Source organism: Streptomyces megasporus, from assembly GCF_000718985.1.
In the GTDB taxonomy this organism is placed as follows: Bacteria; Actinomycetota; Actinomycetes; order Streptomycetales; family Streptomycetaceae; genus Streptomyces; species Streptomyces megasporus.
On record NZ_JODL01000023.1, the window covers coordinates 1 to 22,730 of the forward strand.

The window sequence follows — 22,730 nt, forward strand, 5'->3', positions numbered from 1 at the left end:
GTCGAGCACGCCTCCCGCAGCCGCGGCGCCGAGGGCCCGGACCTGGCCCTGCTCACCGACGGCCTGCGCGCCGAGCGCGAGCAGGGCATCACCATCGACATCGCCTACCGCTACTTCGCCACCCCGCGCAGACGGTTCGTCCTGGCCGACACCCCCGGCCACGTGCAGTACACCCGCAACATGGTCACCGGCGCCTCCACCGCCGACCTCGCCCTGGTCCTCGTCGACGCCCGCAACGGCGTGGTCGAGCAGACCCGCCGACACCTCGCCGTCGCCGCCCTGCTGCGCATCCGCCATGTGACCCTCGTGGTCAACAAGATGGACCTGGTGGACTGTTCGGAGGACGTGTTCGCGCGCACCGCCGACGCGTTCTCCGAGTGCGCCACCGCGCTCGGCGTCGAGCGGGTGACCGCCATCCCGGTCTCGGCGCTGGCCGGCGACAACGTCGTTCGCCCCTCGGAGCGCATGGACTGGTACGCGGGGCCCACGGTCCTCGAGCACCTGGAGACGGTCCCGGTGGGCGACGATCCGCGCACCGTGGCGGCCCGCCTGCCCGTCCAGTACGTCATCCGTCCGCAGACGCCCGAGCACCCCGACTACCGCGGCTACGCGGGCCAGATCACCTCCGGGGTGCTGCGCGTCGGCGACCGGGTCGCCGTCCTGCCCGCCGGCTCGGTCAGCACCATCGCGGCCATCGACACCCTGGACAGCACCACCACCGACACCGCCTGGGCACCCCAGTCCGTCACCGTCCGCCTGACCGACGACCTCGACATCGCCCGGGGCGACCTGCTGGCCCCGGCGGACACCGCGCCCCACGCCGTGCGGCGGCTGACCGCCACGGTCTGCCACCTGCACGACACCCCGCTGCGGGTGGGGCAGCGGGTGCTGCTGAAGCACACCACCCGCACCGTACGGGCGGTCGTCGCGGAGATCTCCTCGCAACTCGATCTGCGGGACCTGTCCGAGCGGCCGGGAGCCGACACACTCGGCGCCAACGACATCGGCAGGATCGTGGTGAGGACCGCCGAGCCGCTCGCCCTGGACGGTTACGCGGACTTCCGGCGCACCGGATCGTTCCTGCTCATCGACCCCTCCGACGGCAGCACGCTCACCGCCGCGATGGCGGACGAGCCGGCCGGCACGGAAGGGGCGTGATGCCCTCGCCGGATGATCATGAGAACCTCATGCCCACCCGGTGACACAGGCACTGCCGGCCTTTTACGAGGTACAGCAGACTCTTCCTCGTCAGCAAGCCAACTCAGCACCCAGGGGAAGGGTCGACATGAACCTCACCGCCGTCACCGCCGTCACCGCCGTCACCGTCATCCCGACCGTCGAGGACCTGGTCATCGAGGACCTGAGCGGAGCCGTCGCCGAGCAGTACCAGCCCGGCACCTGCATCTGCTGGATGAGCGAGGCGCTCGCCGAGTAGTCCCGCACGCCTCTTCCGGCATCCGGGCAAGCAACCATCCGCAGGCCGTACACCACACAGGGGAGGGCAATACGGTGACACAGCGCCAAGGCACCGCGTACGGACTCGGATTCAAGCCTCATCTGAGGGCCGAAACAGTTCCGGGGGAGGGCGTGTTCCTCATATCCGAACGCGGAGTGACCGCCCTGCGCGGATCCTGTGTCACCGCTCTCGCCTCATTGCTGGACGGCACCCGTACGCTCGACCGGCTGGTCGCCGACACCGCCGGTTCCCTCCCCGCCGACCAGGTACGCCAGGTCGTCACCCGGCTCCTCGGCTCCGGCCTGCTCGCCCACCGGGTGCCGGACCCGGCCACGGCCGGGTCCGGCGAGGCGTTCTGGGAACTGGCCGGTGTGGACGGCAGCGAGGCGGTCCGCCGCACCGGCAGCGCCACCGTCGCCGGCATCGGCCGGGGTACGGAGGCGGGCACCGGCACCGAAGAGCTGCTCGCCGCCCTGGCCGGGGCGGGCCTGCGCGTCCACCGGGCGGGCACGGACACCGAATCCCCCGGCCTGGCCGTCGTCCTCTGCGACAGCTACCTCGACCCCGCCCTGGCCGAGGTGGACGCCGTGTACCGTGCCGACGGCACGCCCTGGCTGCCCGTCCGGCTCACCGGCGAACAGCCCTGGATCGGGCCGGTGTTCCAACCCGACGAAGGACCGTGCTGGCATTGTCTGGCCGAGCCGCTGCGCCGTAACCGCCCCACGGAGACCTACCTGGCCCGGGCGCTCGGCCGCCCCGTCAGCGTGCCGCCCTCCGGGCTGGCCGCAGGCCGTACGGCCGGACTCCACCTCGCGTGCCTCGAAGCCGTCAAGTGGATGGCGGGACACCGGCACTCCGGCCAGAGCGCGCTGTGGACGATGGACACCCTGAACCTGGCCGGCCACCACCATCCGGTGCGCAAGCGGCCCCAGTGCCCGTCCTGCGGAGACCCCGAGGTGACGACCCGCCGCATCTGGGCCCCGGTCCGGCCGGTCAGCCGGCCCAAGTCCGGCACCGGCACCGGCGAGCGGTCGCTGACCCCCGAGGAGATGCTGGATCGGTACGGGCACCTGGTCGACGAACTGACCGGCGTGGTCAAGGAGGTGCGCCGCGACCGGCGTGACCCCGGCTTCCTCAACTGCTTCCACTCCGGGCACAATCCGGCATCCTCGCCCACAGGGCTCGCCGCCGTGCGCGCGGGACTGCGCAGCCACAGTTCCGGTAAGGGCACCACCCCGCTCCAGGCGCAGGTCAGCGCCCTGTGTGAGGCCGTCGAACGCCACAGCGGCTACCGCCAGGGTGACGAACCCGCCCTGCGGGCGCCCTACCGCCAGGTCGCCGACCGCGCCGTCCACCCCGACACCGTCCAGTTGTTCCATCCCCACCAGTTCTCCGACCGGGCGACCTGGAACGCGGAGCACGCCCCCGCACACCATGTCTGCGCCCCCTTCGACGAGGACGTTCCGGTCGACTGGACCCCGGTCTGGTCCCTGACCGCGAATCGCCACCGGCTGCTGCCCACGTCGATGCTCTACTACGACACGCCCTGCCCCTCGGGCTTCTTCTCGGCCCACTCCAACGGCTCGGCGGCCGGAAGCTCCCTTGAGGACGCCATCGTCCAGGGTTTCCTCGAACTCGTCGAGCGCGACGCCGTGGCCCTGTGGTGGTACAACCGCACCCGCCAACCCGCCGTGGATCTCGGCTCCTTCGACGACTCCTGGATCGAGGAGACGAGAGCCGCGCACACCGAACTGGACCGCGCGCTCTGGGTCCTGGACCTCACCAGCGACCTCGGCATACCCGTCTTCGCCGCGCTCTCCCGGCGTACCGACAAGCCCGCCGAGGACATCACCCTGGGGTTCGGCGCGCACTTCGACCCCCGGGTGGCGCTCCGGCGGGCCGTGGCCGAGGTCAACCAGATGCTGCCGCCGGTCGTGAACGTCACGGCGGACGGCGCCGGCTACGGCTGCGACGACCCGATTCCGCTGCACTGGTGGCGAACCGCCACCACCGCGAGCCACCCCTATCTGGTCCCGTCCGGACCGGACCGCACCCCTGCCGACTTCCCGTACACGCCGCGCGCCGACCTGGCCGCGGACGTGGCCGCGGCCGAGGCGCTCGCCCGGGGCCTCGGCAGCGAACTCCTGGTGCTCGACCAGACGAGGGCGGACGTCGGCCTGCCGGTCGTCAAGGTGATCGTGCCCGGGATGCGCACTTTCTGGACCCGCTTCGCCCCCGGCCGCCTGTACGACGTCCCGGTACGCCTGGGCCGCCTCTCCGCACCCACCCGTTACGAGGACCTCAATCCGGTCCCGCTTTTCCTGTGACACCGTCGCACCATCCGCGTGAGGTACCGGCCATGAAGTCTTCCGCCCCACTCGCTTCGCGGGACATCCGACTGATCGAACTCTGGTCGCTCCGCGAGGACACCACGGTGGAGAGAGCGGCGGACGATCCAGGAACCGGCCTGGTCAGCACCCACTGGGGCGAGATCCGGTTGCCGATGACCGATCCGGTGATCTTCCGCGCTCTCGAGCGCATGACGTACGGCCCGGTGTCGCTGGACAACGTCCTGACCGGCTTCAGCGACACCGGCTCCGCATCGGGTGATCCGCGCCGTGCCGCCCTGCGCTCCACACTGGAAGCGGTGCGGTACGCCGTGATCCGCACGCTCGCCTTGGCCGACGGCACCGAACAACTGTCCGTCGTGCCGATCGTGCGCGAGGCCCGCTTCGCTCCGCACAAGCCCGCGGCGGACGCCGTGCACCGGCTGTCCCGGTTCGCCACGCTGCGCATCGGCCCCCGCGACATGGTCCTCGAATCACCGTTGAGCGCGCACCGGGTGCTGCTGCACACCCCGCAGGCCGCGTGGCTGGTCTGCTGCTACGTCCGTCCCGCGTCGGTCCGCGAGACGGCCCGGCTCCTGGACGTACCGGTGGATGTGGTGCGCATGGCGGTCGGCTATCTGGAGGCGTCCGGCATGCTGGTGCCGGGCATCCGCGAGGACAGCCGAGCCGGGTCCGGTCCCTCCGCGCTCTCCTCGGAGCGCACCGAGCCGTACCCCTTCACCTTCGCCGAGGATCGCGATCCCGTACTGGAGCACTGGTCACCGCGCGAGCTGATGCTGCACAACCGGAGCAGACCAGGCCTGCACGACGAGCCGATCGGGCCCCTCCACGGAACGGCCGAGGCGTCGAAGGCCGAGCGTCCGGAGGCCGACGGCGCTGTCCTCGCGCTGCCGGTCCCCGACCTCGAACTCGCCGGAGATCCGCCACTCACCACCGTGCTCGAATCCCGCCGCACGGTCCGCGTGGACGGCAGCCTGCCGCTCACCCTGGCCCAATTGGGGGAGCTGCTCCACCGCGCCGCCCGGGACCGCCCGGCCGCGGGCCGGCCCTATCCGAGCGCCGGTTCGGCCTACCCGCTGGAGCTGTACGTCACCGTGGCCGGAACCGGCGAACTGCCGCGGGGGGCCTACCACTACGACCCGGTCGCCCACACACTCCGCCCGTTCGGCACGGAACCGGACCTGGTGGACGCACTGCTGGCCGAGGCGGGCGCGAACGCGGGACTGAGCGAGGAACCACCGGTCCTGATCAACATGACGGCGCGCTTCGGGCGGATGAGCGCCGCCTACCCGGGAGCCGCGTACAGCGCGCTCCTGAAAGAGGTCGGGGCGCTCCAGCAGACGCTGTACCTGGTCTCGACGGCCATGGGGATCGGGCCGTGCGCCCTGGCGTTCGGCGACACCGCGATCTCGGCCCGCGCCTTCGGCCTCGACTGGCGCGCGGAGTCGGGCGTCGGTGAGTTCGTCCTGGCCGCGCTGCCCACCGGCGTGGTCCGGGGCACCCCTGACGGAACCGGCACGTGACATCTTTGTACCTACACGGTCCGGTACGTCACTACTCTGCGTATGCTGCACCTCCGTGCGAAAACGCAGTCGAGTAGGGGGCTCCTGTGCGATGGTTCCGTTCCACCGGTCCAGACGCGGCTTTCCCTCCCCGGCCTTCCGAAGGGGGTGACTTGGCACCGCGGGTCGCCGGCACCATCACCGTCGTCGTCATCCTCTGCTTCTTCGCCGTCGCCCTGACCCATGCGGTGAACGCGGGCTTCGGAGCCGGCGAACTCTCCGCGTGCGGCGGCCTGATGGCGCTGCTGCTCTGCATCCAGCTCAGCCACTCCTTCCCGGACTGGATACCGGGAGCCGCCCGCCACCGCACGGCAACCTACGCCGTCCAAGCGGTGCTCACCTTCGCCCCGTTCGCCCTGTTCGGTTCCGCATGGCTGGGCATGCCAGGCTTTCTCGCCGCGTCTTCGCTGCTCGTCCTCCGGCCGGCGGCGGGCTGGATCTCCTTTGCCGCCATCACCGTCGCGACCTGCGGCGTGCAGTTCGCCGTGGGGTACGGGCTGGATCAGCTCGCTTACAACTGCGTGGCCACCGTCCTCACCGGCCTGGTCGTCTACGGCCTCAGCCGATTGTCCGAACTGGTCCGCGAAGTCCAGGAGGCACGTGAGGAGTTGGTCCGGCTCGCGGTGACGCAGGAACGTCTCCGCTTCGCTCGTGACCTGCACGACCTGCTCGGCTTCAGCCTCTCCACCATCACGCTCAAGTGCGAACTCGTCCACCGGTTGGTGCGGGTACAGCCCGAGCGCGCCGAGATGGAGATCACGGAGATCGTCCAGACCGCTCGGCAGGCCCTGACCGACGTTCGTTCCGTGGCCAGCAGCTATGTCCGGATGAACCTGAACCGTGAGGTGGAGTCCGCCTGTTCGCTGCTGCGCGCGGTGGGCATCCGGACCGATGTCCGGATCACCCGGGAGCCCCTGTCCGCACCCGTGGACACGGTCCTCGCCACGGTCTTACGCGAGGGCGTGACCAATCTGCTGCGCCACAGCAAGGCACAGCACTGTGTGATCGAGGCGTGCGCCGACGACGCGACCGTCCGACTCCGGATCGCCAACGACGGTCTGCGCGACAAGGGTTCCGCCCACGGCACCGACGGCGAAGGCGTCACGGGCGGTGTGGGTCTGCGCAGCCTCACGATCCGCGCCGAGGCGCTGGGCGGCCGGCTCGACTGCCGCGTTCGCCCGGAAGGCTGGTTCGAACTCACCGTCGAGCTCCCGCACCACCCGGCGGGCACGGCTGCCCGGCCCGAGCACACCGCGGCCGACACCGGCGGGGGCGCCGACCGCGAGGCTGCGGGCTAGTGGGACTCCGTCAGGTGCCCATGGGCACCTGACGGAGTCCCACCAGGTCAGGTTGCGAGAGTTCCGTCCGGTGGGGAACGCCTGACCGCCGAGGACGGCGATACCGGCGTGCCCGCGGATTCGGGTCGCGAGGTGGTCGACGTGGAAGAGAGTCCCCTTGAGCGGCTCCGGGTCCTCCACCTCGTTCTCCGACGTTCTCCGGCTCGTCGAGCGGCCGGAATTCGCAGAGCACCGGGGCACGCGCCTTCACCGCGTTGTCGTCGGCCGTCGGCGCAGCCCGCTGCGCTCTCCTCCTTCCGCCTTGTGATGCGCCCCCATGGCCTTGGCGGGCCCGGGGAGACCCGATGCGCCAGGCCCCTTCCACCACGCCCTGTGGGCGTGATGGGGTCGTCACTCACTCATCCACCCTGGTCCAAACGGGAAACCCCAGACCCGTGGTCGGACCGCGGGGCAACCCGACTCAAGGCCGCCCGGCTCACAGCCATCCGGCGTCCCGGGCGATCCGTACCGCGTCCATGCGATTACGGGCGCCGAGCTTGGTCACCACTGTGGTCAGGTAGTTCCGGACGGTTCCCGTGGACAGGAACAGCTTCCGTGCGATCTCCGGCGCGTCGAGCCCCTGGGCGGCCAGCCGCAGTACTTCGCTCTCCCGCGCGCTCAGCGGACTGCCGCCGGTCTGCAACGTGGCGAGCGCGAGCTGCGGATCGACGACCTGCTCCCCGGCGACCACCTGGTGAATCGCGGCGGCGAGCCGGGTGGGGTCGGTGTCCTTCAGCAGGAAACCGGACACCTTGGCCTCCAGAGCCCGACGCAGGTTCCCTGGCCTGCCGAGGCTGGTCAGGATGATCGTCCTGCACTCGGGGAGTTCCCGGCTGAGCAGTTCCGCGGCCTTGATGCCGTCGATCCCCGGCATGTCGATGTCCAGGACCGCCACGTCCGGCCGGGTCTCCAGCGCGACGGGAAGCACCCGGTCGCCGTTGTCGGCCTCGCCCACCACCTCGATGTCCTCTTCCAGTTCCAGCAGCGAGACCAAGGCCCGCCGGAGCATCAACATGTCTTCTGCGAGCAGCACTCGGACCACAGTCGCCCCCCCATGAGCCCTGTATCGGGGCCCGTACGCGCGGTAAATGCTACTGGGGGAGGGGTGAATTGGCTTGTACTCGTTGTATTCTGCCGTAATCGCCCAGGTCAGAAGCACGGGGCGAGCGGCACCGCCGCCGGCCCGAACCGCACCGGCGCCCTGCCGTGCGAGACCGAGAAATCGCGCCGCGCCTTTCTCGACGACAGGGCGTGTGGGCGGTCGCGGCACGGGCGGTCCGCCCGCCTCAGCCGTACCGCACGCGGCGCCAGGTCCGGCCGCTCGCCGAGCAGCGTTCGTGGTGCCACGTGGGCGACGAGACGGTTCCGCCGGTCCGCTTCGCGTCGTGACGAGTCGGGCGTCGCGGCTCCCCGGCGTCCAGCACCGGGGGAGCGAGCCGCCCTGTCCGGCCGGCCCAGGTCTCCGCCTCGGCCGGCCACGGCGTCGTCTCCGACGCCCGCCTCGTCGACGGGGTGGGGATCACGGCTTTCTTCGCGGCCCGTGCGGCGGATCGCCCGCCTCCAGCCGCTCGACGTAACCGGCGATCCTGCGAGCCCGCGTCTCCGGCTTCACCGCCTTCTCGACATTGAGCAGAATCTGGTATCGGTTGCTCCTGCTCAGCGCCTCGTACGCGGCTGCCGCGGCCGGGGACGCGTCGAGGGCCGCCCGCAGATCGGGCGGTACCTCCGCCGTACTCTGCGGAGCGTAGGCCGCGGCCCAGCGCCCGTCGGCCTTGGCCGACTCGATCTGCACGAGACCAGCGGGCCGCATCCGGCCGGCGGCGATGAGCTCCTCGGCCTTGGCGCAGTTGATCTTCGACCAAGGGCTGCGACGCTTACGGGGGGAGAAGCGCTGGGCCCACCAGCCGTCGGGCACGTTCCCCGAGAAGGCCTTGCCGTCGATCCAGCCGTAGCACAGCGCGACGTCGAGTGCTTGGTCCCTGGTGACCGAGGCCACCGGCGTACCTTTCTTCGGCAGCGCGAGCCAGACTTCGTCGGCCTCCTCGTGGTGCTCCTCCATCCAGGCGGCGAATTCCTCGACCGAGGCACAGCGCAGGTTGTCGTCCGTCGTCGTCATGCGGCCGTGTCCACCTTCTCCATGTCCACCTTCTCCATGCCCACCTTCTCCTTGCCCCCGCTCTCTGTCTCCACGGTCCCTGTCTCCCCGCTCTCTGTCTCCACGGTCCCGGCCTCCGCGTCCTCCGCCCGCGCCGTCTCCATGACGCGCGCTCCGGGCCGCTCCGAGCCGGAGACCTCAGAGGCCGCGCTCAGGAGCCGGCCCTGCGCCTCGGCCGCGGCCTTGACCCGCTCCAGGGTCCTGCGCATGCCCTCGCGCAGTTCCCTGGTGTGATTCTCGTGGCCGCCGAGCATCGTGTTGGCGAAGGACGCGGTGCGCTTGCGCTGGCCGGTGGTCTGTCCGGAGACGTCCCACACCTCGGTGAGCACGGTGCCCCCCTTGCCGTCGCGTTCCAGCCGGTAGCTCCAGCGCACGCCGTTGGTCGTGGTGCGGAAGGCGAAGAACTTGCCCCGCTCTGTCCGCTCGATCGTATTGGAGGTGATCCATACGACCCAGCCGCGCCGGTTGATCCCGATGAACCTCGAGCCGACTCCGCGCTTGTCACCACGCCAATGGCAGCGTCGGCACTCGGGGCTCCACTGTCCCATCCGCGTCACATCGCTGATGAGGTCCCACACGACCTCGGGAGCGGCGTCGATCCGGATCGACACTTCCTCCGGACGGTGGTCGGCGAGCGACCGGTACGGGGCGGGAACCCCCGACTTCTTCGCGAGCCTGGCGCCCTTGCGTCGCACTTGGCGGAGCTCGGCCAGGTACGGGTAGTGGTCCACCTGCATGGTGTGGCGCTTGGACGTGACGTAGCGCTTGGCGAGCTTCTCCTTGTACCGGGTGATCTCCTGCCGCATCTTCTCCTTGGACGGCAGCGCGGCCCTGCCCTGCAGGAGGTCGGCCACCCAGTGGGACTGCGCCTCTGCGAGCACCGTGGTCGCGCCGAGCGGCTGGAAGAGACCGATGAAGTACAGACCGGAGTGGTGGGGGTCGACCACACGGTGGAAGAGGGAGACGTCGTTGTCCGTCGGAGCGATCACGGACTGATCCAGGAACGGGAAGCTGACCCTGTAACCGGTGCTGTAGATGACCGCGTCGATGACCTCGCTGCTGCCGTCGGTGAAATGCACCGTGTCGCCGTCGAAGTGGGAGACGTTCGGCTTGACGGTGAGACCGCCGTGGCCGAGGCGGGGCAGCAGGGACTCCGAGACGGTGGGGTGGGAGTTGAACAGCTTGTGGCCCGGCTTCGGCAACCCGAAGTCGGTGACCTTGCCGACCGTCATGCGCAGCAGGGCGGCCATGACCCAGCGCTGCGTCTCGCGCGGCATCATTCGAGTGATGAAGGGGTTGATCATATCGTCGCCGGGTTTGCCGAACATGAATTTGGGGAAGACGTAGCCCCCGGTTCTGACGGACAGGAACGTGCGCTCGGAGACGGTGGAGGTCTCCACCGCGATGTCCGAGGCCGAGTTGCCGAAGCCGAGCACGAGCACCCGCTTGCCGGCGTACTCGTCGGGGACACGGTAGTAGTGCGAGTGGATCTGGGTGCCGGTGAAGGTGTCCGCGCCGGGGAAGGCCGGCTCGGGGTCGCGCGGATCCCAGTGGTGACCGTTGGCCACGATCACCGAGCCATAGTGGCGGATCGTCTTCTCGCCGGTGTCGCGGTGGTGCGCGGTCACGGTCCAGCCGCCGCCCTCGGCGGGCTCCACATGGGTGACCGAGGTACGGAAGACGATCGATTCGCGGAAGCCGAAGTGGTCGACGTAGTCGTCCAGGTACTGAGCGATCTGGGCATGACCGGGGTAGGGCGGATAGTTCTCGGGCATCGGGTAGCTGCGGTACTCGGACAGCTTCTTGGACGTGTTGATGTGCAGGGACTGGTACCCCGAGGACATGCCGTTGTCGTTGAGGTAGCGCCAGTTGCCGCCCACCTGGGAGCCGGCTTCGTAGCAGTCGAAGGCGATCCCGCGCTCGTGCAGGACCTGACAGGCGGCAAGCCCCGACCAGCCGGCTCCGATGATGCAGACGTTCTCCATGGTGTGCTTCTCCCTGTGGGCCGAGGCCGATCGGTCTGCCGACCGGCTGTTCAGGACTGCCGGAGGTGCTCGGACGGGTCTCCCAGGAGGTGGCTGCCGGCGGTGATCCGTGCCGGGCCGGCGACGGCGGAGATCACCTGGTGAGCACTGTTGAGCAGGACGTGCCCGATGGCCGAGTCGATCGCGCCGGCGAGATGGGGCACGCTCGTGCTGTAACCGATCTCGAAGGCGACCTCGCTGCCGCCGCCGGGGAGGTCGGTGCTTGTCCAGGCTCCCTTGAGGTGCTGGAAGTCCCCTCTGACCTGCTCGAACTCGATGCGGTACGGCTGCTCGCCGCCAGGCCGTCCACTGCGCTGTACCCAGTCGGCGGTGCCGCCGCGGAACGCGAGCACCCACTGCTGGCACCCGTCGTCGGTGTCGGAGACGGAGAGGATGTCCTCGGCGTACGAGGGGAACGCCGTCTGGTCGACGAGGTGCCGCATCACGTCGGCGGCCGTGGCCGGAACTGTCGCCTTCAGTACGCGGGTCGTCATGACGCGTGCTCCTTGTCGGCCGCCGGGTGCAGGATGCTGACGCCCTGCAGGCGTGTGGTGCGCAGCATCGGATGGCTCGCCTCTCCGAAGGCGCCACCGGTCAGGCCGGGGCCGCCCTGGTTGGGCAGGAAGGGGACGAAGCCACTGTGCGAGTCGTTGATCTTGAGGTTGCCGGCGTTGGTGACCCCGTTCAGGAACCGTCGGATCGTCGCGTCGCAGGTTGACCAGACGGAATTGCGCAGGCCGTACGCGTTGGAGTTCACGAAGGCCAGCACCTCCTCCAGGAGGTCCTCGTCCGTGGCGCCGGACTCGGGCACGATGATCGGCAGCAACGGGAAGAAGGTCTCGTCACGAACGACGGAGAGCGACCGGGCGCCCTGAAGTCCCTCGACACGGACAATGCTCGGCTCGACGAAGAACCCGGTGCTCGACGGTGAGCCGTCCACTTCGAGACGGCGTCCGCCGTGGACGAGCTTCGCGCCCTTGGCGAGCGCCTCACCGAGGCAGCCGAAGAACCAGTCCACACCGAGCACCGGAGTGAGGACCACACCCGCCTCATCGGGATAGCCGGGCTTGATCTCCTTGGTGGCCACGACCAGTCGCTCGATGAGTTCGTCGGCGATCGCCGGGTGGGCGACGACCTGGTTCGGTACGTTGCAGATCTGGCCGGAGTTCAGGAAGAACTGGGTGATGGTCTCCACCGCGGCGTCCAGGTCGGCGTCGTGCCACACCACGCAGCAGTCGTTCCCCGCGAGTTCCAGGATCGGCTTCTTGCCCGCGGCGATCGCGTCGGCCTCGAACTCGAGACCTTTCTTGCTGCCGCCGAAGAAGAGGATGTCGTCGACGTGCTCACTGGCCAGCCAGGTCTCCAGCATGGGAGCCCCACAGAACGCGTTGAGTGTGCCCGCCGGTGCGCCCATCTCCTCCAGAACGGGCGCCACCACTTCCCGCATCGCATACATACAACTGAGCGAGACCCCGCGCGGCGCCCGCACCACCACCGTGTTGCCGGCGAGCATGGCGGTGAGGCCGTTCAACGCGTTCACGGTGGCGGCGTTCTGCGGTGGATTGATGCAGACGACTCCGTCGGGAATCCGTCGCAGAATCATCTCGCGCTCACCGTCTTGGCGCCGGAACTCCAACTGCTCGGCGCACCATTCGAGCGTTTCCTTGCTCCAACTGGTGAACGGAATTCCAGTGATCATTCCCTCGGCTGCGGACCGGGGCGTTCCTTCGGCGACCAGGAGCTCGACGAGCGGCTCCCGGTGCTCCAACAGCCGCTCCCCGATCCGCCGTCCCACCTCCAACCGCCTTGAAATCGGCACCTGTCGCCATTGCTCGGCGGCCCGCGCAGCCGCCTCCAGCGCGAGTTCCGCCATCCTGTCGTCAGCGACCACACAGGCCCCGACGACACGTTCCCCCGCCGTGCTCGAATCGACGATTCCCAGGTCGAGGTCGCGTTTGAGACGCAGGCTGGGGAAAGTGTCCTCGATGAGGGAACGGGCGGTAACGGTGTGTACGAGCTGTGGATTGTCGCCGGTGACGTCCCGGCCACCGATGTAGGCCGGAAATATTCCGAACTTCATTTCGTCCCCTTCAGTCAGTCCGAACACGGCTGACATTTGACCCCAAACTATGGGGCTCCTTCGCCGGGAACAATCAATCCGCCATTAGACCTGCTTATTGGCCCGATGAGACCGGACGGTCTCCACGGTCTCGGTCAGGCCCTTGAGCCCGATGCCCCCATGGATGTCAAGCCGCGTGGCCGCGGGAGGACGGACAGCGGAGCGAGGCGATGACGCGGGGGATCTCACGGGCGGCGCACCGCTTCGGGTCCGGATGACATCCCGCTTCGTCTTGCTCTCTGCCGTGCGGCATCGCAGGCGGGTTCGGGACCGTCTTCCCAGCGCGGACGGGAGAGCACGATGCGGTGGAGGGCCGCGCCGGCCTGCCGGTTCCCGCCGCGGTTGAGCCGTCGGCGTTGGCTCTTGCCGGAGAAGCGTTCGACCGGACCGGCGCCGGACAGAGCAGCGAGGGACGCCTTGTCGCGGAGACGGTCGTGGGTGTCGCCGCCCTGCGGTGGCCGGGCAACGCGGGCGCGAACACCGCCACCGGCCACATCAGCGCCGCCCACCTCGCCTTGGCCGGCTGCCGAAGAAGCATCGGCAGGCCGGCGGGGGCTGATCCGCCGCGCCTCCGGTGGCGGGACGCACGAGTCCGTCGCCGAGCTCACCGGCGATGTCCTGGGCTACCGGCCGACGGGCATGCGGCTCATCCCGCGCAAGGAACGCCCCCGTTCAGGCGTCCGGTTGAGGATCACGGACGCGGACGGCAGGCGGATCACCCGCCTCGCCACCAACACCACCGACCGGCCGATCGTCGCCCTCGAGTTCACACACCCGCCGAGAGAGTGGGCCTGATGGCCCGCGTCACCGAGCGAAGGGAGCTGATCGACCCGGAGAAGGCAGGCGCGATCCGTTACCGCCATCGAGACTCGGTCATTCCCCCGCCCTGGCCGGCCACCGATGAGGACGCGCGACACGGGAGCTTCGCGGGGCTTGTGGGAAGCCCGCTGCATTGAGAGGTGCCCGGCTGGGGTCGGGGAGCGTCCTGGGGAAACAGGCCGGCCACATCCGCGCTTGTAACGTTCGTCGACGAGCACCAGGACCGCTTTGGCGGTGTCGAGCCGATCCGCCGCGCGCTGACCGAGCACGAGTGCGGCATCGCCCCCTGGCGCACCGGCATCGCCGCTGGCCTTCGCCACCACTCGCGCAGCTCCACCCCTGACCGCTCTCGGCGTCACGTGATCGGACCGGATGGACTCACCGGATGACGCCGCCCTGTCCCACGCAGCGAAGGTGCGTCACGACTGGAGGCAGGAATGGGGCATGACCGACACATCCCCCGAGGGGTTCGGCGAGATACGAATCCATGGGCGATCCCGAGTCCTTCGTGCTGGAATCCCTCTGCGGTTCACCTCGCGCTGTTCTCGTCGGACAGCAGAGCGGGCCGAGTGCCTGCTCGTGGCGGCATATCGATCAGCAGGGCGGACAAGTCGACTGCGGGGCCTTGTGATGCACATGGAGATCGAGCGCAAGTTCAAGATTTCAGACGACTGGACGGTGCCGCGGGACGTGGCGCGGCAACGAGTGAGACAGGCCTACCTCACTTCCCCCGGATCCGACTCCGAGATTCGAGTCAGGGAGAAGGGAGAGGTGCGAGTGCTTACGGTGAAGTCGCCCGTCGCGGATGCCGGCTCCCTGGTCCGGAAGGAAGTCGAGTTCGAGATCGACGACGAGGTTTTCGAGCAGTTGTGGGAGATGGCTCGAGGGCACAGCCTGAGCAAGATCCGCTCGATCGTTCCGGTGGGCGACCGAGTCGCCGCGGTTGATGTCTACGAAGGTCCGTTGGCGGGTCTGTGTGTCGTTGAGGTCGAGTTCGACAGCGTCGATACAGCCAAGGCTTTCATCCCGCCCAGTTGGTTCGGGGAAGAGGTCACGGATGATCCCGCCTGGAGCAACCGTGAACTTGCCGCAGTTTATGCATGAAGCAGTTGTGCCGCAGGGGTGGAACATATCTTCCTGATCCCGAGGCGCCGCTCGTGGACTCGAATAGAACCCATGACGAGAGGGTCTGTTTTCTTGAACAACCAGGGAGCTCTTTTCAACCTCAGCAGGGCTGCCGGCGCGACTCGCCCCCGGTTGAGCCGGGCGGAGGCTCTGGGGGCAGGATGCCTTCGTGCCCACCATGGTTGTTGAGACCCACGTACCGTTGCAGCCGACGCCCGACCTAGCGGACGGCGCCTACCCGTTTCCCTGGATCGAGGAGGTCGAGGATTTCCTGTCCGATCTCGAAGACCAAGGTGACGTGGAAGTCTTCGACGAGGGAGAGGAGGACGGGGGCGTCTACGTCTTCTTCGTCACCGGAGCCGGTGAGGGGGATCTTCTGGCGGTGGCGTCCCGCGTGGCTGCGCTGCCTGGGGTCCCGGCGGGAACGGTTGCGTTCGTCAGTACCGACGAGGCCGAGGAGTTCGGTCTGGGACGACGGGTGGCGCTTCCACTGCCTGCGCCCTGAAGACCGGTGCGGCACCTCTGCCCCTGCCCAGGTCGGTGCAAGTCGCGCTTCAGCGGGGCGCCGCGTGTGGGGCGAAGTGAAGCTCCTGGTAGACGAGTTGTCGACCGAGATCAACCTGTCCGCCCGGAGCTTCGCATGCTTGTCTACCCATCGGGACTCGATCCGTCCAGTTCAGCCCTGCGGTTCCTGACCGGGAAGCTGACGGCCCTGCGCCGTGAGCGCGGAACACGGTGGCGCCGACTCGGAACGGACCGGCAGGCCCTGCTCGTCCTGGCCCACCTGCGATGCGGACACACCTACGCCCAGCTGGCCACCGGGTTCGGCATCAGCCTCAGCACCGTCTACCGGTACGTGAGCGAGGCCGTCGAACTACTGGCCGCCCTCGCTCCCGACCTCGCCGCAGCGGTACGCGCCGCTTCCCGCAAAGCCTTCGTGATCCTGGACGGAACCCTTTTGCCCATCGACCGCATCGTTGCTGACCAGCCCTTCTATTTCGGCAAACACAAGAAACACGGTATGAACGTCCAAGTCCTGGCCGACCCGGCAGGCAGACTGCTGTGGGCCTCACCTGCGCTGCCCGGAGCCGTTCACGACCTTCGTGCGACCCGAGAACACGGCATCGTCGACTCCCTGGCTGGGGCCGGCATCCGCTGCTGGGCCGACAAGGGATACCAAGGAGCCGGCGGAACCGTCCGCGTGCCGTACCGCGGTCGCCGGGAGAAGCTCTCCGCAGGTCAGCAGGCCGTCAACCGGGCCCATGCCAAAATCCGGGCGCTAGGTGAGCAGGCCATGGCCACGCTCAAGACCTGGCGCCTCCTGCGCAAGCTGCGGTGCAGCACCACCCGCATCACCAGCCTTGTTCAGGCCGTCTTCACCCTCCATCTGACCTGCTCAGAGTGAGGATGGAAAAGGCTCACGGTCGGTTCCCTGATCCATGCCATGAGCGGCAAGGAGAACCGGATCACTGCCAGGGCTCAGTTGAGAACCGCCACCAACGTGGGTCTGGGCGTGGGCACGCTGATCGCGGGTGGGGCGCTGCTGGTGGACACGACGGCGGCGTACACCTTCGTGGTGGCCGGCAATGCCCTCCTCTTCGGCTTCGCCGCCGCCATGCTGGTCGGTGTGAACGTCGAACACCGCCGGGTGCCCCTCGTTGCCGAGGCAGACGCTGTCCGCCGTCCGGGTCCGCTGCGTGACTACCGCTATCTTGCCGTGACCGCCGCGAACGGGCTCTTGGCATTGCATGTGAGCGTGTTGAGCTTCGCCCTGCCGCTCTGGGGGGCCAACCATGCCGAAGCACCCAAGTGGTCGATCGCCATGGTCATGATCGTGAACACGATCCTCGTCGTCCTTTTCCAGGTACGGGCCAGCCGTCGGGCGAGTGCGGTCCCGCAGGCAGCCCGGATGGCGCGGGTGACCGGTGTCGTCTTCGCTGTGGCCTGCCTGACGATGGCGGTCACCGAGTCACTGGGGCCGATCCTCTGCGTTGCCGTCCTCCTGCTGTGGGCCGTGATCTACACCATCGGTGAACTATGGCAGACCTCTGCCGAGTTCTGCTTCGGATTCGAGCCGGCGCCCGATGATGCCCAGGGCGCCTACCAGAGCGTCTTCGCGTTGGGCCCAGGTGTGATGCGCGCCCTCGCCCCGACGCTGCTGGCCACGCTGGTCCTCGGAAACGGAACCGTGGGCTGGACCGCACTCGCGGGATTCTTCCTGGTGTCCGGACTTCTGGCCTCCACTGCGGCCCTGTCGGCACACCGCAACCGGGACACGTTCCGGCGGCCCGCCGCACTCTCCTTGGCACAGCCGGCGGAGCGGAGCGTGACCTCCTCATAAAGTCCCAGAAACCGAGTACCAAGGTGACCATGCCGCTCGCCATCCGGCGCTACGCCCAGCACTTCACCGCGGAGGAACAATCCGACAGCGGCTTCGCCTGGCCCCCCGGCGGTCCGGAGGTCTGGGGCGAGAAGTGCTGCGGACTGGCCTGCCTGCGCATGATCCTCGACCACTACGGCCTGCACGTCCCCTCACAGCGTCAATTGCTGCGTGAAGGACTGGAGCTGGGCGCCTACACCTCCAACGGGTGGATCCACCAGGGCCTGGTCGAGATCGCTGGTCTGCACGGGCTGTCCGGGGCGGCAGCGCCCTACACTTCCACCGCCCAGTTGCAGAGCCTCGCCGAGGCCGGCATTCCGAGCATCGTGTCGTGCACCTTCCGATTTCCCGAGGACGGCAGCAAGGGCGGACACCTCGTCGTCTTCTGCGGAGAGACGGTGAAAGGCGGCGGACGGTACGCCACGTTCGCGGATCCCTCCCGGTGGGGTGCCCACCACACGGAGCTGCCCGCTGAACGGTTCTGGGCGAGCTGGACGGGCCGGGCCGTTTCCCTGTGGCCGCAGGACTGGCCCGCCTCACGGATCGCGGACGACGTCGGCCCCGACATCGCAAGCCTGCTCCGGATTTCTCTCCGTTCCGAGGCCATTCCTGTGGGGGAGACCTGATGAACGTCGACGTGGTGAAGAGCCTCGACGATGTGGGAAGCGAGGCATGGGACGCACTGACAGGCGGCTCCTTCTACGCGAGTCACGCCTGGATGAGATACCAGGAGAGAGACCCGGGAACATCCGTGCGCTACGTGCTGGTCCACGATGCCGAGGAGCGACTCGTCGCAGGGCTTCCGGTCTATCTCGTGACCTCCGAAGCGAGCGGCATGTACGACCCGGCACGACTCTTTCCCGACATGCCGGCGCAGCCCCGGAGCATGGGACGCACGGTGCTGGCGGGAAACCGGCGCGGCTACGCGAACCGCATTCTCGTGGACGAAGATCTGGAGCGGCGCCAGGACGTCATCCGGCAACTCGTCGATGCCGTCGACCTCATCGCGGCGGAAGAGGCCGACGGCCACGCATGGTGGCTGTATCTCGACGAGTCGGACGCGAAGTCCCTGTTGCCGTATGCGTCGGGCTCGCTGCCCAGGCTGCTCGCCGCGGACTGTGCCATCCCACTGCCCGGGGAGAGCTTCGAGGACTACCTCCAATCCGGCTCAAGCAATATGAGGCGGCAGATCCGCAAGGATCGCCAGGCGTTCCTCGCCGCTGGTTACACCTGCTCGGAGGATTCGCTGGCCGAGTGCTGGGACGACATCAGCCCGCTGATCGCCTCGCATCAGCAGCACCATGGCGAACCTTCCGATCCCGACTTCATCCGTGCCCTCCTGCGTGACCAGGCCGAGGCAACCGGCGACGCAGGCGTGGTGCACGCGTGCCACAAGGACAACCAGATGGTGGGCTGCACGCTCACTTATGTGACGCCCGACGAAGTCACCTCCAGAGCCTATGGGTTCGATCATCGACGGCCGGCGGATGCGGCGGAGTACTTCGAACTCCTCTATTACCGCCCCATGGAAGCGGCCTACCGGTTCGGGGCGTCACGTCTCCACCTGGGAATCGGTACCCTTCGGCCGAAAATCCGACGCGGTGCAGATGTCTCCCTGCTGTGGGGACTGCGGACCGGAGCAGCATTCGGTGACGACCTCGACGCGGCACGCGCCTACAACAACGCCCGTTGGCAGCGGCTCGCCGACGAGATGGGCGGGGTGGCTGACAAAGTCGCGTCTCGCTTTTTCGCAGCCGCACTATGACTCCTGGCCAGTTCACGAAAATGGGGGACACCATGCCCGCGCGCAACGGTTGGATCGTCTTCGTGGAGTTGCACACGTTGCCCGGCGGCGGCCGTGGCCGGCTCTCCGCCGGTGAAGCCGTGGTGGCCCCGTGCCGTGCGCAGTTGGAGGCCGCCAAGCGACTGGGATTCCACACCGCGGTGGCCGTGTCCGATCGCGCTTCCTACGGCAGCCAGTTCGACGACGTGGTTGACGCATGGCTGTTCGCGAACACCACGGATGCCGCCAACATCGCGCATGTCCTGAGGGCCCTGCACGGCGAGATCGTCGCCGTGTTCAGCTCCGTGGACAGCTTCGTCCGGGTCGCGGCCGCGGTCGCTGCCAAGTTCGGCCTCGCCGGACCTCAGCCGCTGGGCGCCGGCATCGCACGGGACAAAGCCGTGGCCCGCGCGGCTCTGGCATCCGCCGGAGTCCCCGACATCCGGTGGGGCGTCAAGTCCGCGCACGACGACGACCTGGACTCACCGATCGGCTATCCGTGCATCGTCAAGCCCGTTGACGGAGCGGCTAGCTGGGACGTGGTGCTGGCGGAGGACGTCCAGGCCGTACGGGACGTGGCCGCCCGGCACCTGCAGCGCGCGTACGGCAGGCGGGTGCGTCCGCAGCGCAAGCTCCTGTTCGAGGAAGTGCTTGTCGGCCCGCTGCTGAGCGCGGAGGGTTTCATCGACTCCGGAGAGGTGTGCACCATCGGTTACTCGGATCGCGTGCTTTCCGCTCCGCCGCGATTCGTGGAGCTCGCGGTCCGATTCGCGGCCGACCTTCCCTTCGACGGTGCGGACGAGTACGTGGCCGAGACGCTGGCCGCCTTGGAGTACGACTTCGGCGCCTTCCACCTGGAGTTCATCCTCACATCAGACGGGCCCCGACTGGTCGAACTCAATCCGCGCTTCGTCGGCGCCGGTGTCCAACACGCCATCAGCGAGCTCACCGGCGTCCCGCCGGCCGAGCTGCTCATGGCAAAGCTCACGGGCAACCCCGTTCCCGAATTCACCTGTGAGGGAGCGGTCACGGAACTGTATCTGACGGCTCCGGCCTCGGGTCGGCTGGAGGGGGTGCGGGGGCTCGACGAAGCAGTAGCCGTGGAGGGCTGTCGTGCCGCTGGGCTCTATGTCGCCTTGGGCGACGAGGTCAGCAGTGAGGTGGAGTCCAACAGTCAGTACATCGGTTACGTGCACGCCGTGGGAGACAGCCGCGCGCAATCCTACGCGATCGCCTTGGAGGCGGCGTCGCGCATCTCCTTCGAGATCCGATGAGGCGGCACAGGGAAACGACGCACATGCGCAGTCCACCTGCACCGGCACGGCACCCTCGCGCAGCTCGCCGCAGGCTTCGGCACTCCACAGGCACTGTCGGCACGGGCTGAAGACGCCGGTGGTGACCGACCCGGCCGGGCGGCTGCCGTGGACCTCGCCCGCGCTGCCCGGCCGCGCCCACGACCTGACGGCGGCCCGCACCCGGCGGATCATCCGGATCTGCGCACGCCAGGGCGTCCCGGCCCTCGCCGTCCGCGCCTGCCTGGGCGGTGATTCACGGGTGGCGACACCGACCAGGCGCCCGTCCGGTGGCGAGCCCACCCCGACCCGGGCCGGCGTCTCGTTCTTCCGCAGGTGCGCGGGAGCCGGCAGGGCCTGCCGGAAACAACTCAGCCTCCGCCGCCCCGTGCCAAGTTCCCGCCTTCGGACGTAGATCAGCCACGAGACGTGCTCCACAAGTTCGTAAGGCGCATCCCGCAGGGAAGGACACGGAACCGACAGATCTCCTCGGATCGTCGGTGTCGAGTGAGGCCGACACCTCGACGACGAGGGTCTCCGTCATGTCACCACGACCTCACTGAACAGGCCATTTCACCCCCGCTGCACAGGGTGAGAGGTTCACTGTGTGCTCTACGGGATGATCGCCTCATGGCTGAGATCATCTTGATGTCTGATCCGAGGGTCGTGGCGGTACCCGTGCGAGAGTGCGGCGAGCGGCTCGTGGACGTGCGACGGTGCGGTCTGCTGCTGGTCGATGAGCGGAAGCGGGACTCGTCCGGAGCGTTCGCTCATCTGCGGAAGGGTGTACTCGCTCGTCTCCTCAGGGCGCAGGAGGAACTCCCCGAGGGTGTCCGGCTGCTCTTCGTCGAGGGGTACCGGCCGCCGGACCTGCAACAGCGTTACTTCGACGAGTACGCCGCCGAGTTGAGCGCCGCCCATCCCGACTGGTCTGTCGACCAGGTCCGATCGGCTGCGAGTCGCTACGTGTCGCCGCCCGAGATCGCACCGCACCCTGCCGGGGCGGCCGTTGACCTCACGCTCGCTGATGTCGAAGGTCGCGAGCTCGACCTGGGCACCCGCTTGAACGCCAGTCCGGAGGAAAGCGCGGGCGCCTGCTACACCCATGCCACGAACATCAGCGACGAGGCTCGCGCTCACCGGCAGATCCTGGGAGCCGCCTTGAGCGCGGCCGGCTTTGTGAACTACCCGACGGAGTGGTGGCACTGGTCTTTCGGGGACCGGTACTGGGCCTTGACCACCGGACCTGAATCCGCAACCGCCATCTACGGACCGAAGGCGTTCACGTAGCGGAGCGCCTCTCGCCTCGTGCCATGCGTCGTCCGTCAACTCAGCGCGTCGGAGGTGCGCCCGTGTTGGGAGATACAGGGGTGGACATTTCGAGCGACGTGCCTCGCTGATCCAATACCGCAGCCGCCGTTACGGAGGGCGGTGGCCGCGCCTGCGGCAGTGGCTGAGCCAAGCCCGGTGTTGACGGCGGCGTCGCCGGCGTGACCGGTGCGGAACACGAGCCGTCTCGTGTCGGGCTGTGTGGACGACCTTGGACAACAGGCGGCGGACCCCGTTCGCGCTCAGCCGGATCAAGGCGCGGTTGTCTCCCTCCCCTTTCGCCGGTGACAGCCCGTAGCGCGGCCAGGTGGGCGGCGGTCGCCCTGGCCAGGGTGATGTGCCGGCACCGGGCCCGGTGGTGGCGAACCCGGCAGTGGTCCAGGCCGCACTCGTTCTTCGCGGCCTGGAAGCACTCCTCGATCGCCCAGCGTGTCCCAGCGGTCCACACCGGTTCCTGCACGGTGGCCCCCCAAGGGGGCATAGGCGATCTCGTCGGGTTTGCCGATGCCGCGCCGGGCCGGCGCCCACCGCATCCGGTGGGGAACCTCGCCTTGGTGGTGGTCGAACTCGGCGACTGCCGGCAGTCGCACTGCCGCCCAGGAATGGCGGCCAAGGCCCTTCGCGCCGTCGCCGCAGGAGATCTTCTCCCATGTCTCGGCCGGGGCCTGCGCGAACAGGCCCTCGATGCGGGGACGGCCCACGGTGAACCGGGACGTGGGCACGGCCGGCGCACAGCCGACGCCCGACTGCTCCAGTACTGCTCCAGCGGCCGGCGGAAGCGGCTCTCCTGCCCGTAGGCGGAATCCGCGGTGACCCGGGAGATGGGCAGCGGCGAGGCGAGGGCACGCAGCACCATGTGCCGGGCCAACTCGCCCTTGGTGGCGAACCCCCGATCGTCGGGACCTTGGCCACGCGGCGGCGTTCGCGGTCCTCGGCCCAGGACTTGGGGAGGTGCGACTCACGATCGACCAAGGCGCGGCCGCGAGCGGTGGCGTAGGCGG

General features: G+C 68.8%; 20 protein-coding genes and 1 pseudogene. 14 read left to right on the forward strand and 7 right to left on the reverse strand.

Features of this window, described 5'->3' with window-relative positions:
* The 5 genes from IF47_RS0118915 to IF47_RS0118935 form a co-directional block, all read left to right on the forward strand.
* Positions 1 to 1,158: sulfate adenylyltransferase subunit 1 (locus IF47_RS0118915; RefSeq protein ID WP_037732947.1), on the forward strand; the 1,158-nt coding region annotated here is incomplete at its 5' end.
* A 127-nt stretch (positions 1,159 to 1,285) separates the two neighbouring features.
* Positions 1,286 to 1,435 carry a hypothetical protein gene (locus IF47_RS31645; RefSeq protein WP_157840003.1) on the forward strand — a complete coding sequence of 50 codons (150 nt, stop codon included), beginning with the start codon at positions 1,286 to 1,288 and terminating at the stop codon, positions 1,433 to 1,435.
* A gap of 74 nt (positions 1,436 to 1,509) precedes the next feature.
* Entirely contained in the window at positions 1,510 to 3,783 is a 2,274-nt protein-coding gene (locus IF47_RS0118925; RefSeq protein ID WP_031510040.1) for a TOMM precursor leader peptide-binding protein, read from the forward strand.
* Positions 3,784 to 3,815: 32 nt separating this feature from the next.
* Complete coding sequence (locus IF47_RS0118930) at positions 3,816 to 5,327, forward strand: SagB family peptide dehydrogenase (RefSeq protein WP_051717875.1); 1,512 nt, start codon at positions 3,816 to 3,818, stop codon at positions 5,325 to 5,327.
* Positions 5,328 to 5,479: 152 nt separating this feature from the next.
* Positions 5,480 to 6,664, forward strand: coding sequence for a sensor histidine kinase (locus IF47_RS0118935; protein ID WP_245641168.1), 1,185 nt, complete (start codon positions 5,480 to 5,482; stop codon positions 6,662 to 6,664).
* Between the two features lie 475 nt (positions 6,665 to 7,139).
* Here IF47_RS0118935 and IF47_RS0118940 read toward each other — a convergent pair whose 3' ends face one another.
* From IF47_RS0118940 to IF47_RS29630, 6 genes are all read right to left on the reverse strand, one after another.
* Entirely contained in the window at positions 7,140 to 7,745 is a 606-nt protein-coding gene (locus tag IF47_RS0118940) for a response regulator transcription factor (protein ID WP_031510043.1), read from the reverse strand.
* A 477-nt stretch (positions 7,746 to 8,222) separates the two neighbouring features.
* Entirely contained in the window at positions 8,223 to 8,819 is a 597-nt protein-coding gene (locus IF47_RS0118945) for a YdeI/OmpD-associated family protein (RefSeq protein WP_031510044.1), read from the reverse strand.
* Positions 8,816 to 10,843, reverse strand: coding sequence for an NAD(P)-binding domain-containing protein (locus IF47_RS29625; protein ID WP_078591966.1), 2,028 nt, complete (start codon positions 10,841 to 10,843; stop codon positions 8,816 to 8,818). Before IF47_RS29625 ends, IF47_RS0118945 begins: the two co-directional genes overlap by 4 nt.
* Before the next feature lie 50 nt (positions 10,844 to 10,893).
* Positions 10,894 to 11,376 carry a type II toxin-antitoxin system RatA family toxin gene (locus IF47_RS0118955; protein WP_031510046.1) on the reverse strand — a complete coding sequence of 161 codons (483 nt, stop codon included), beginning with the start codon at positions 11,374 to 11,376 and terminating at the stop codon, positions 10,894 to 10,896.
* Positions 11,373 to 12,962 (reverse strand): aldehyde dehydrogenase family protein, encoded by a 1,590-nt coding sequence (locus tag IF47_RS0118960; RefSeq protein WP_031510047.1) that lies wholly within the window; start codon positions 12,960 to 12,962, stop codon positions 11,373 to 11,375. Before IF47_RS0118960 ends, IF47_RS0118955 begins: the two co-directional genes overlap by 4 nt.
* 224 nt (positions 12,963 to 13,186) lie before the next feature.
* Positions 13,187 to 13,510, reverse strand: coding sequence for a transposase (locus IF47_RS29630; protein WP_425423621.1), 324 nt, complete (start codon positions 13,508 to 13,510; stop codon positions 13,187 to 13,189).
* On the opposite strand from IF47_RS29630, the pseudogene IF47_RS32155 reads away from it, so the two are divergent.
* The 9 genes and pseudogenes from IF47_RS32155 to IF47_RS0119005 all read left to right on the forward strand — a co-directional run.
* Positions 13,442 to 13,775 (forward strand): annotated as a pseudogene (locus IF47_RS32155) (IS1380 family transposase); the annotation flags it as partial. The gene IF47_RS29630 and the pseudogene IF47_RS32155 overlap by 69 nt on opposite strands.
* 681 nt (positions 13,776 to 14,456) lie before the next feature.
* Positions 14,457 to 14,924 carry a CYTH domain-containing protein gene (locus IF47_RS30800; RefSeq protein ID WP_157840005.1) on the forward strand — a complete coding sequence of 156 codons (468 nt, stop codon included), beginning with the start codon at positions 14,457 to 14,459 and terminating at the stop codon, positions 14,922 to 14,924.
* Between the two features lie 199 nt (positions 14,925 to 15,123).
* The gene (locus tag IF47_RS0118975) at positions 15,124 to 15,450 is read left to right on the forward strand and encodes a hypothetical protein (protein WP_245641172.1); all 327 of its coding nucleotides are present in this window, start codon (positions 15,124 to 15,126) and stop codon (positions 15,448 to 15,450) included.
* A gap of 135 nt (positions 15,451 to 15,585) precedes the next feature.
* Positions 15,586 to 16,350 carry an IS5 family transposase gene (locus tag IF47_RS0118980; RefSeq protein ID WP_031510050.1) on the forward strand — a complete coding sequence of 255 codons (765 nt, stop codon included), beginning with the start codon at positions 15,586 to 15,588 and terminating at the stop codon, positions 16,348 to 16,350.
* A 39-nt stretch (positions 16,351 to 16,389) separates the two neighbouring features.
* Entirely contained in the window at positions 16,390 to 17,286 is an 897-nt protein-coding gene (locus IF47_RS0118985) for an MFS transporter (protein ID WP_051717878.1), read from the forward strand.
* A gap of 29 nt (positions 17,287 to 17,315) precedes the next feature.
* Positions 17,316 to 17,951, forward strand: a complete 636-nt coding sequence (locus tag IF47_RS28850) for a C39 family peptidase (RefSeq protein ID WP_106982608.1) — start codon at positions 17,316 to 17,318, stop codon at positions 17,949 to 17,951.
* Positions 17,951 to 19,090 (forward strand): GNAT family N-acetyltransferase, encoded by a 1,140-nt coding sequence (locus IF47_RS0118995; RefSeq protein ID WP_051717880.1) that lies wholly within the window; start codon positions 17,951 to 17,953, stop codon positions 19,088 to 19,090. Before IF47_RS28850 ends, IF47_RS0118995 begins: the two co-directional genes overlap by 1 nt.
* 32 nt (positions 19,091 to 19,122) lie before the next feature.
* A complete protein-coding gene (locus IF47_RS28855; RefSeq protein ID WP_169745226.1) occupies positions 19,123 to 20,382 on the forward strand; it encodes an ATP-grasp domain-containing protein in 1,260 nt (419 codons plus the stop codon).
* Positions 20,383 to 21,030: 648 nt separating this feature from the next.
* Positions 21,031 to 21,690 (forward strand): M15 family metallopeptidase, encoded by a 660-nt coding sequence (locus IF47_RS0119005; RefSeq protein WP_031510055.1) that lies wholly within the window; start codon positions 21,031 to 21,033, stop codon positions 21,688 to 21,690.
* Between the two features lie 40 nt (positions 21,691 to 21,730).
* Here the strand turns inward: IF47_RS0119005 and IF47_RS32160 are convergent, their stop codons facing one another.
* Complete coding sequence (locus IF47_RS32160; protein WP_078591969.1) at positions 21,731 to 22,585, reverse strand: hypothetical protein; 855 nt, start codon at positions 22,583 to 22,585, stop codon at positions 21,731 to 21,733.
* Positions 22,586 to 22,730: the final 145 nt, after the last annotated feature.

Coding starts and splice junctions, on each gene's coding strand:
- IF47_RS31645 (WP_157840003.1), top strand. CDS start 1,286: ATGAACCTCACCGCCGTCACCGCCGTCACCGCCGTCACCGTCATCCCG.
- IF47_RS0118930 (WP_051717875.1), top strand. CDS start 3,816: ATGAAGTCTTCCGCCCCACTCGCTTCGCGGGACATCCGACTGATCGAA.
- IF47_RS0118945 (WP_031510044.1), bottom strand. CDS start 8,819: ATGACGACGACGGACGACAACCTGCGCTGTGCCTCGGTCGAGGAATTC.
- IF47_RS29625 (WP_078591966.1), bottom strand. CDS start 10,843: ATGGAGAACGTCTGCATCATCGGAGCCGGCTGGTCGGGGCTTGCCGCC.
- IF47_RS0118955 (WP_031510046.1), bottom strand. CDS start 11,376: ATGACGACCCGCGTACTGAAGGCGACAGTTCCGGCCACGGCCGCCGAC.
- IF47_RS0118960 (WP_031510047.1), bottom strand. CDS start 12,962: ATGAAGTTCGGAATATTTCCGGCCTACATCGGTGGCCGGGACGTCACC.
- IF47_RS30800 (WP_157840005.1), top strand. CDS start 14,457: ATGGAGATCGAGCGCAAGTTCAAGATTTCAGACGACTGGACGGTGCCG.
- IF47_RS0118975 (WP_245641172.1), top strand. CDS start 15,124: ATGGTTGTTGAGACCCACGTACCGTTGCAGCCGACGCCCGACCTAGCG.
- IF47_RS0118980 (WP_031510050.1), top strand. CDS start 15,586: ATGCTTGTCTACCCATCGGGACTCGATCCGTCCAGTTCAGCCCTGCGG.
- IF47_RS0118985 (WP_051717878.1), top strand. CDS start 16,390: ATGAGCGGCAAGGAGAACCGGATCACTGCCAGGGCTCAGTTGAGAACC.
- IF47_RS28850 (WP_106982608.1), top strand. CDS start 17,316: ATGCCGCTCGCCATCCGGCGCTACGCCCAGCACTTCACCGCGGAGGAA.
- IF47_RS0118995 (WP_051717880.1), top strand. CDS start 17,951: ATGAACGTCGACGTGGTGAAGAGCCTCGACGATGTGGGAAGCGAGGCA.
- IF47_RS28855 (WP_169745226.1), top strand. CDS start 19,123: ATGCCCGCGCGCAACGGTTGGATCGTCTTCGTGGAGTTGCACACGTTG.
- IF47_RS0119005 (WP_031510055.1), top strand. CDS start 21,031: ATGGCTGAGATCATCTTGATGTCTGATCCGAGGGTCGTGGCGGTACCC.
- IF47_RS32160 (WP_078591969.1), bottom strand. CDS start 22,585: ATGGTGCTGCGTGCCCTCGCCTCGCCGCTGCCCATCTCCCGGGTCACC.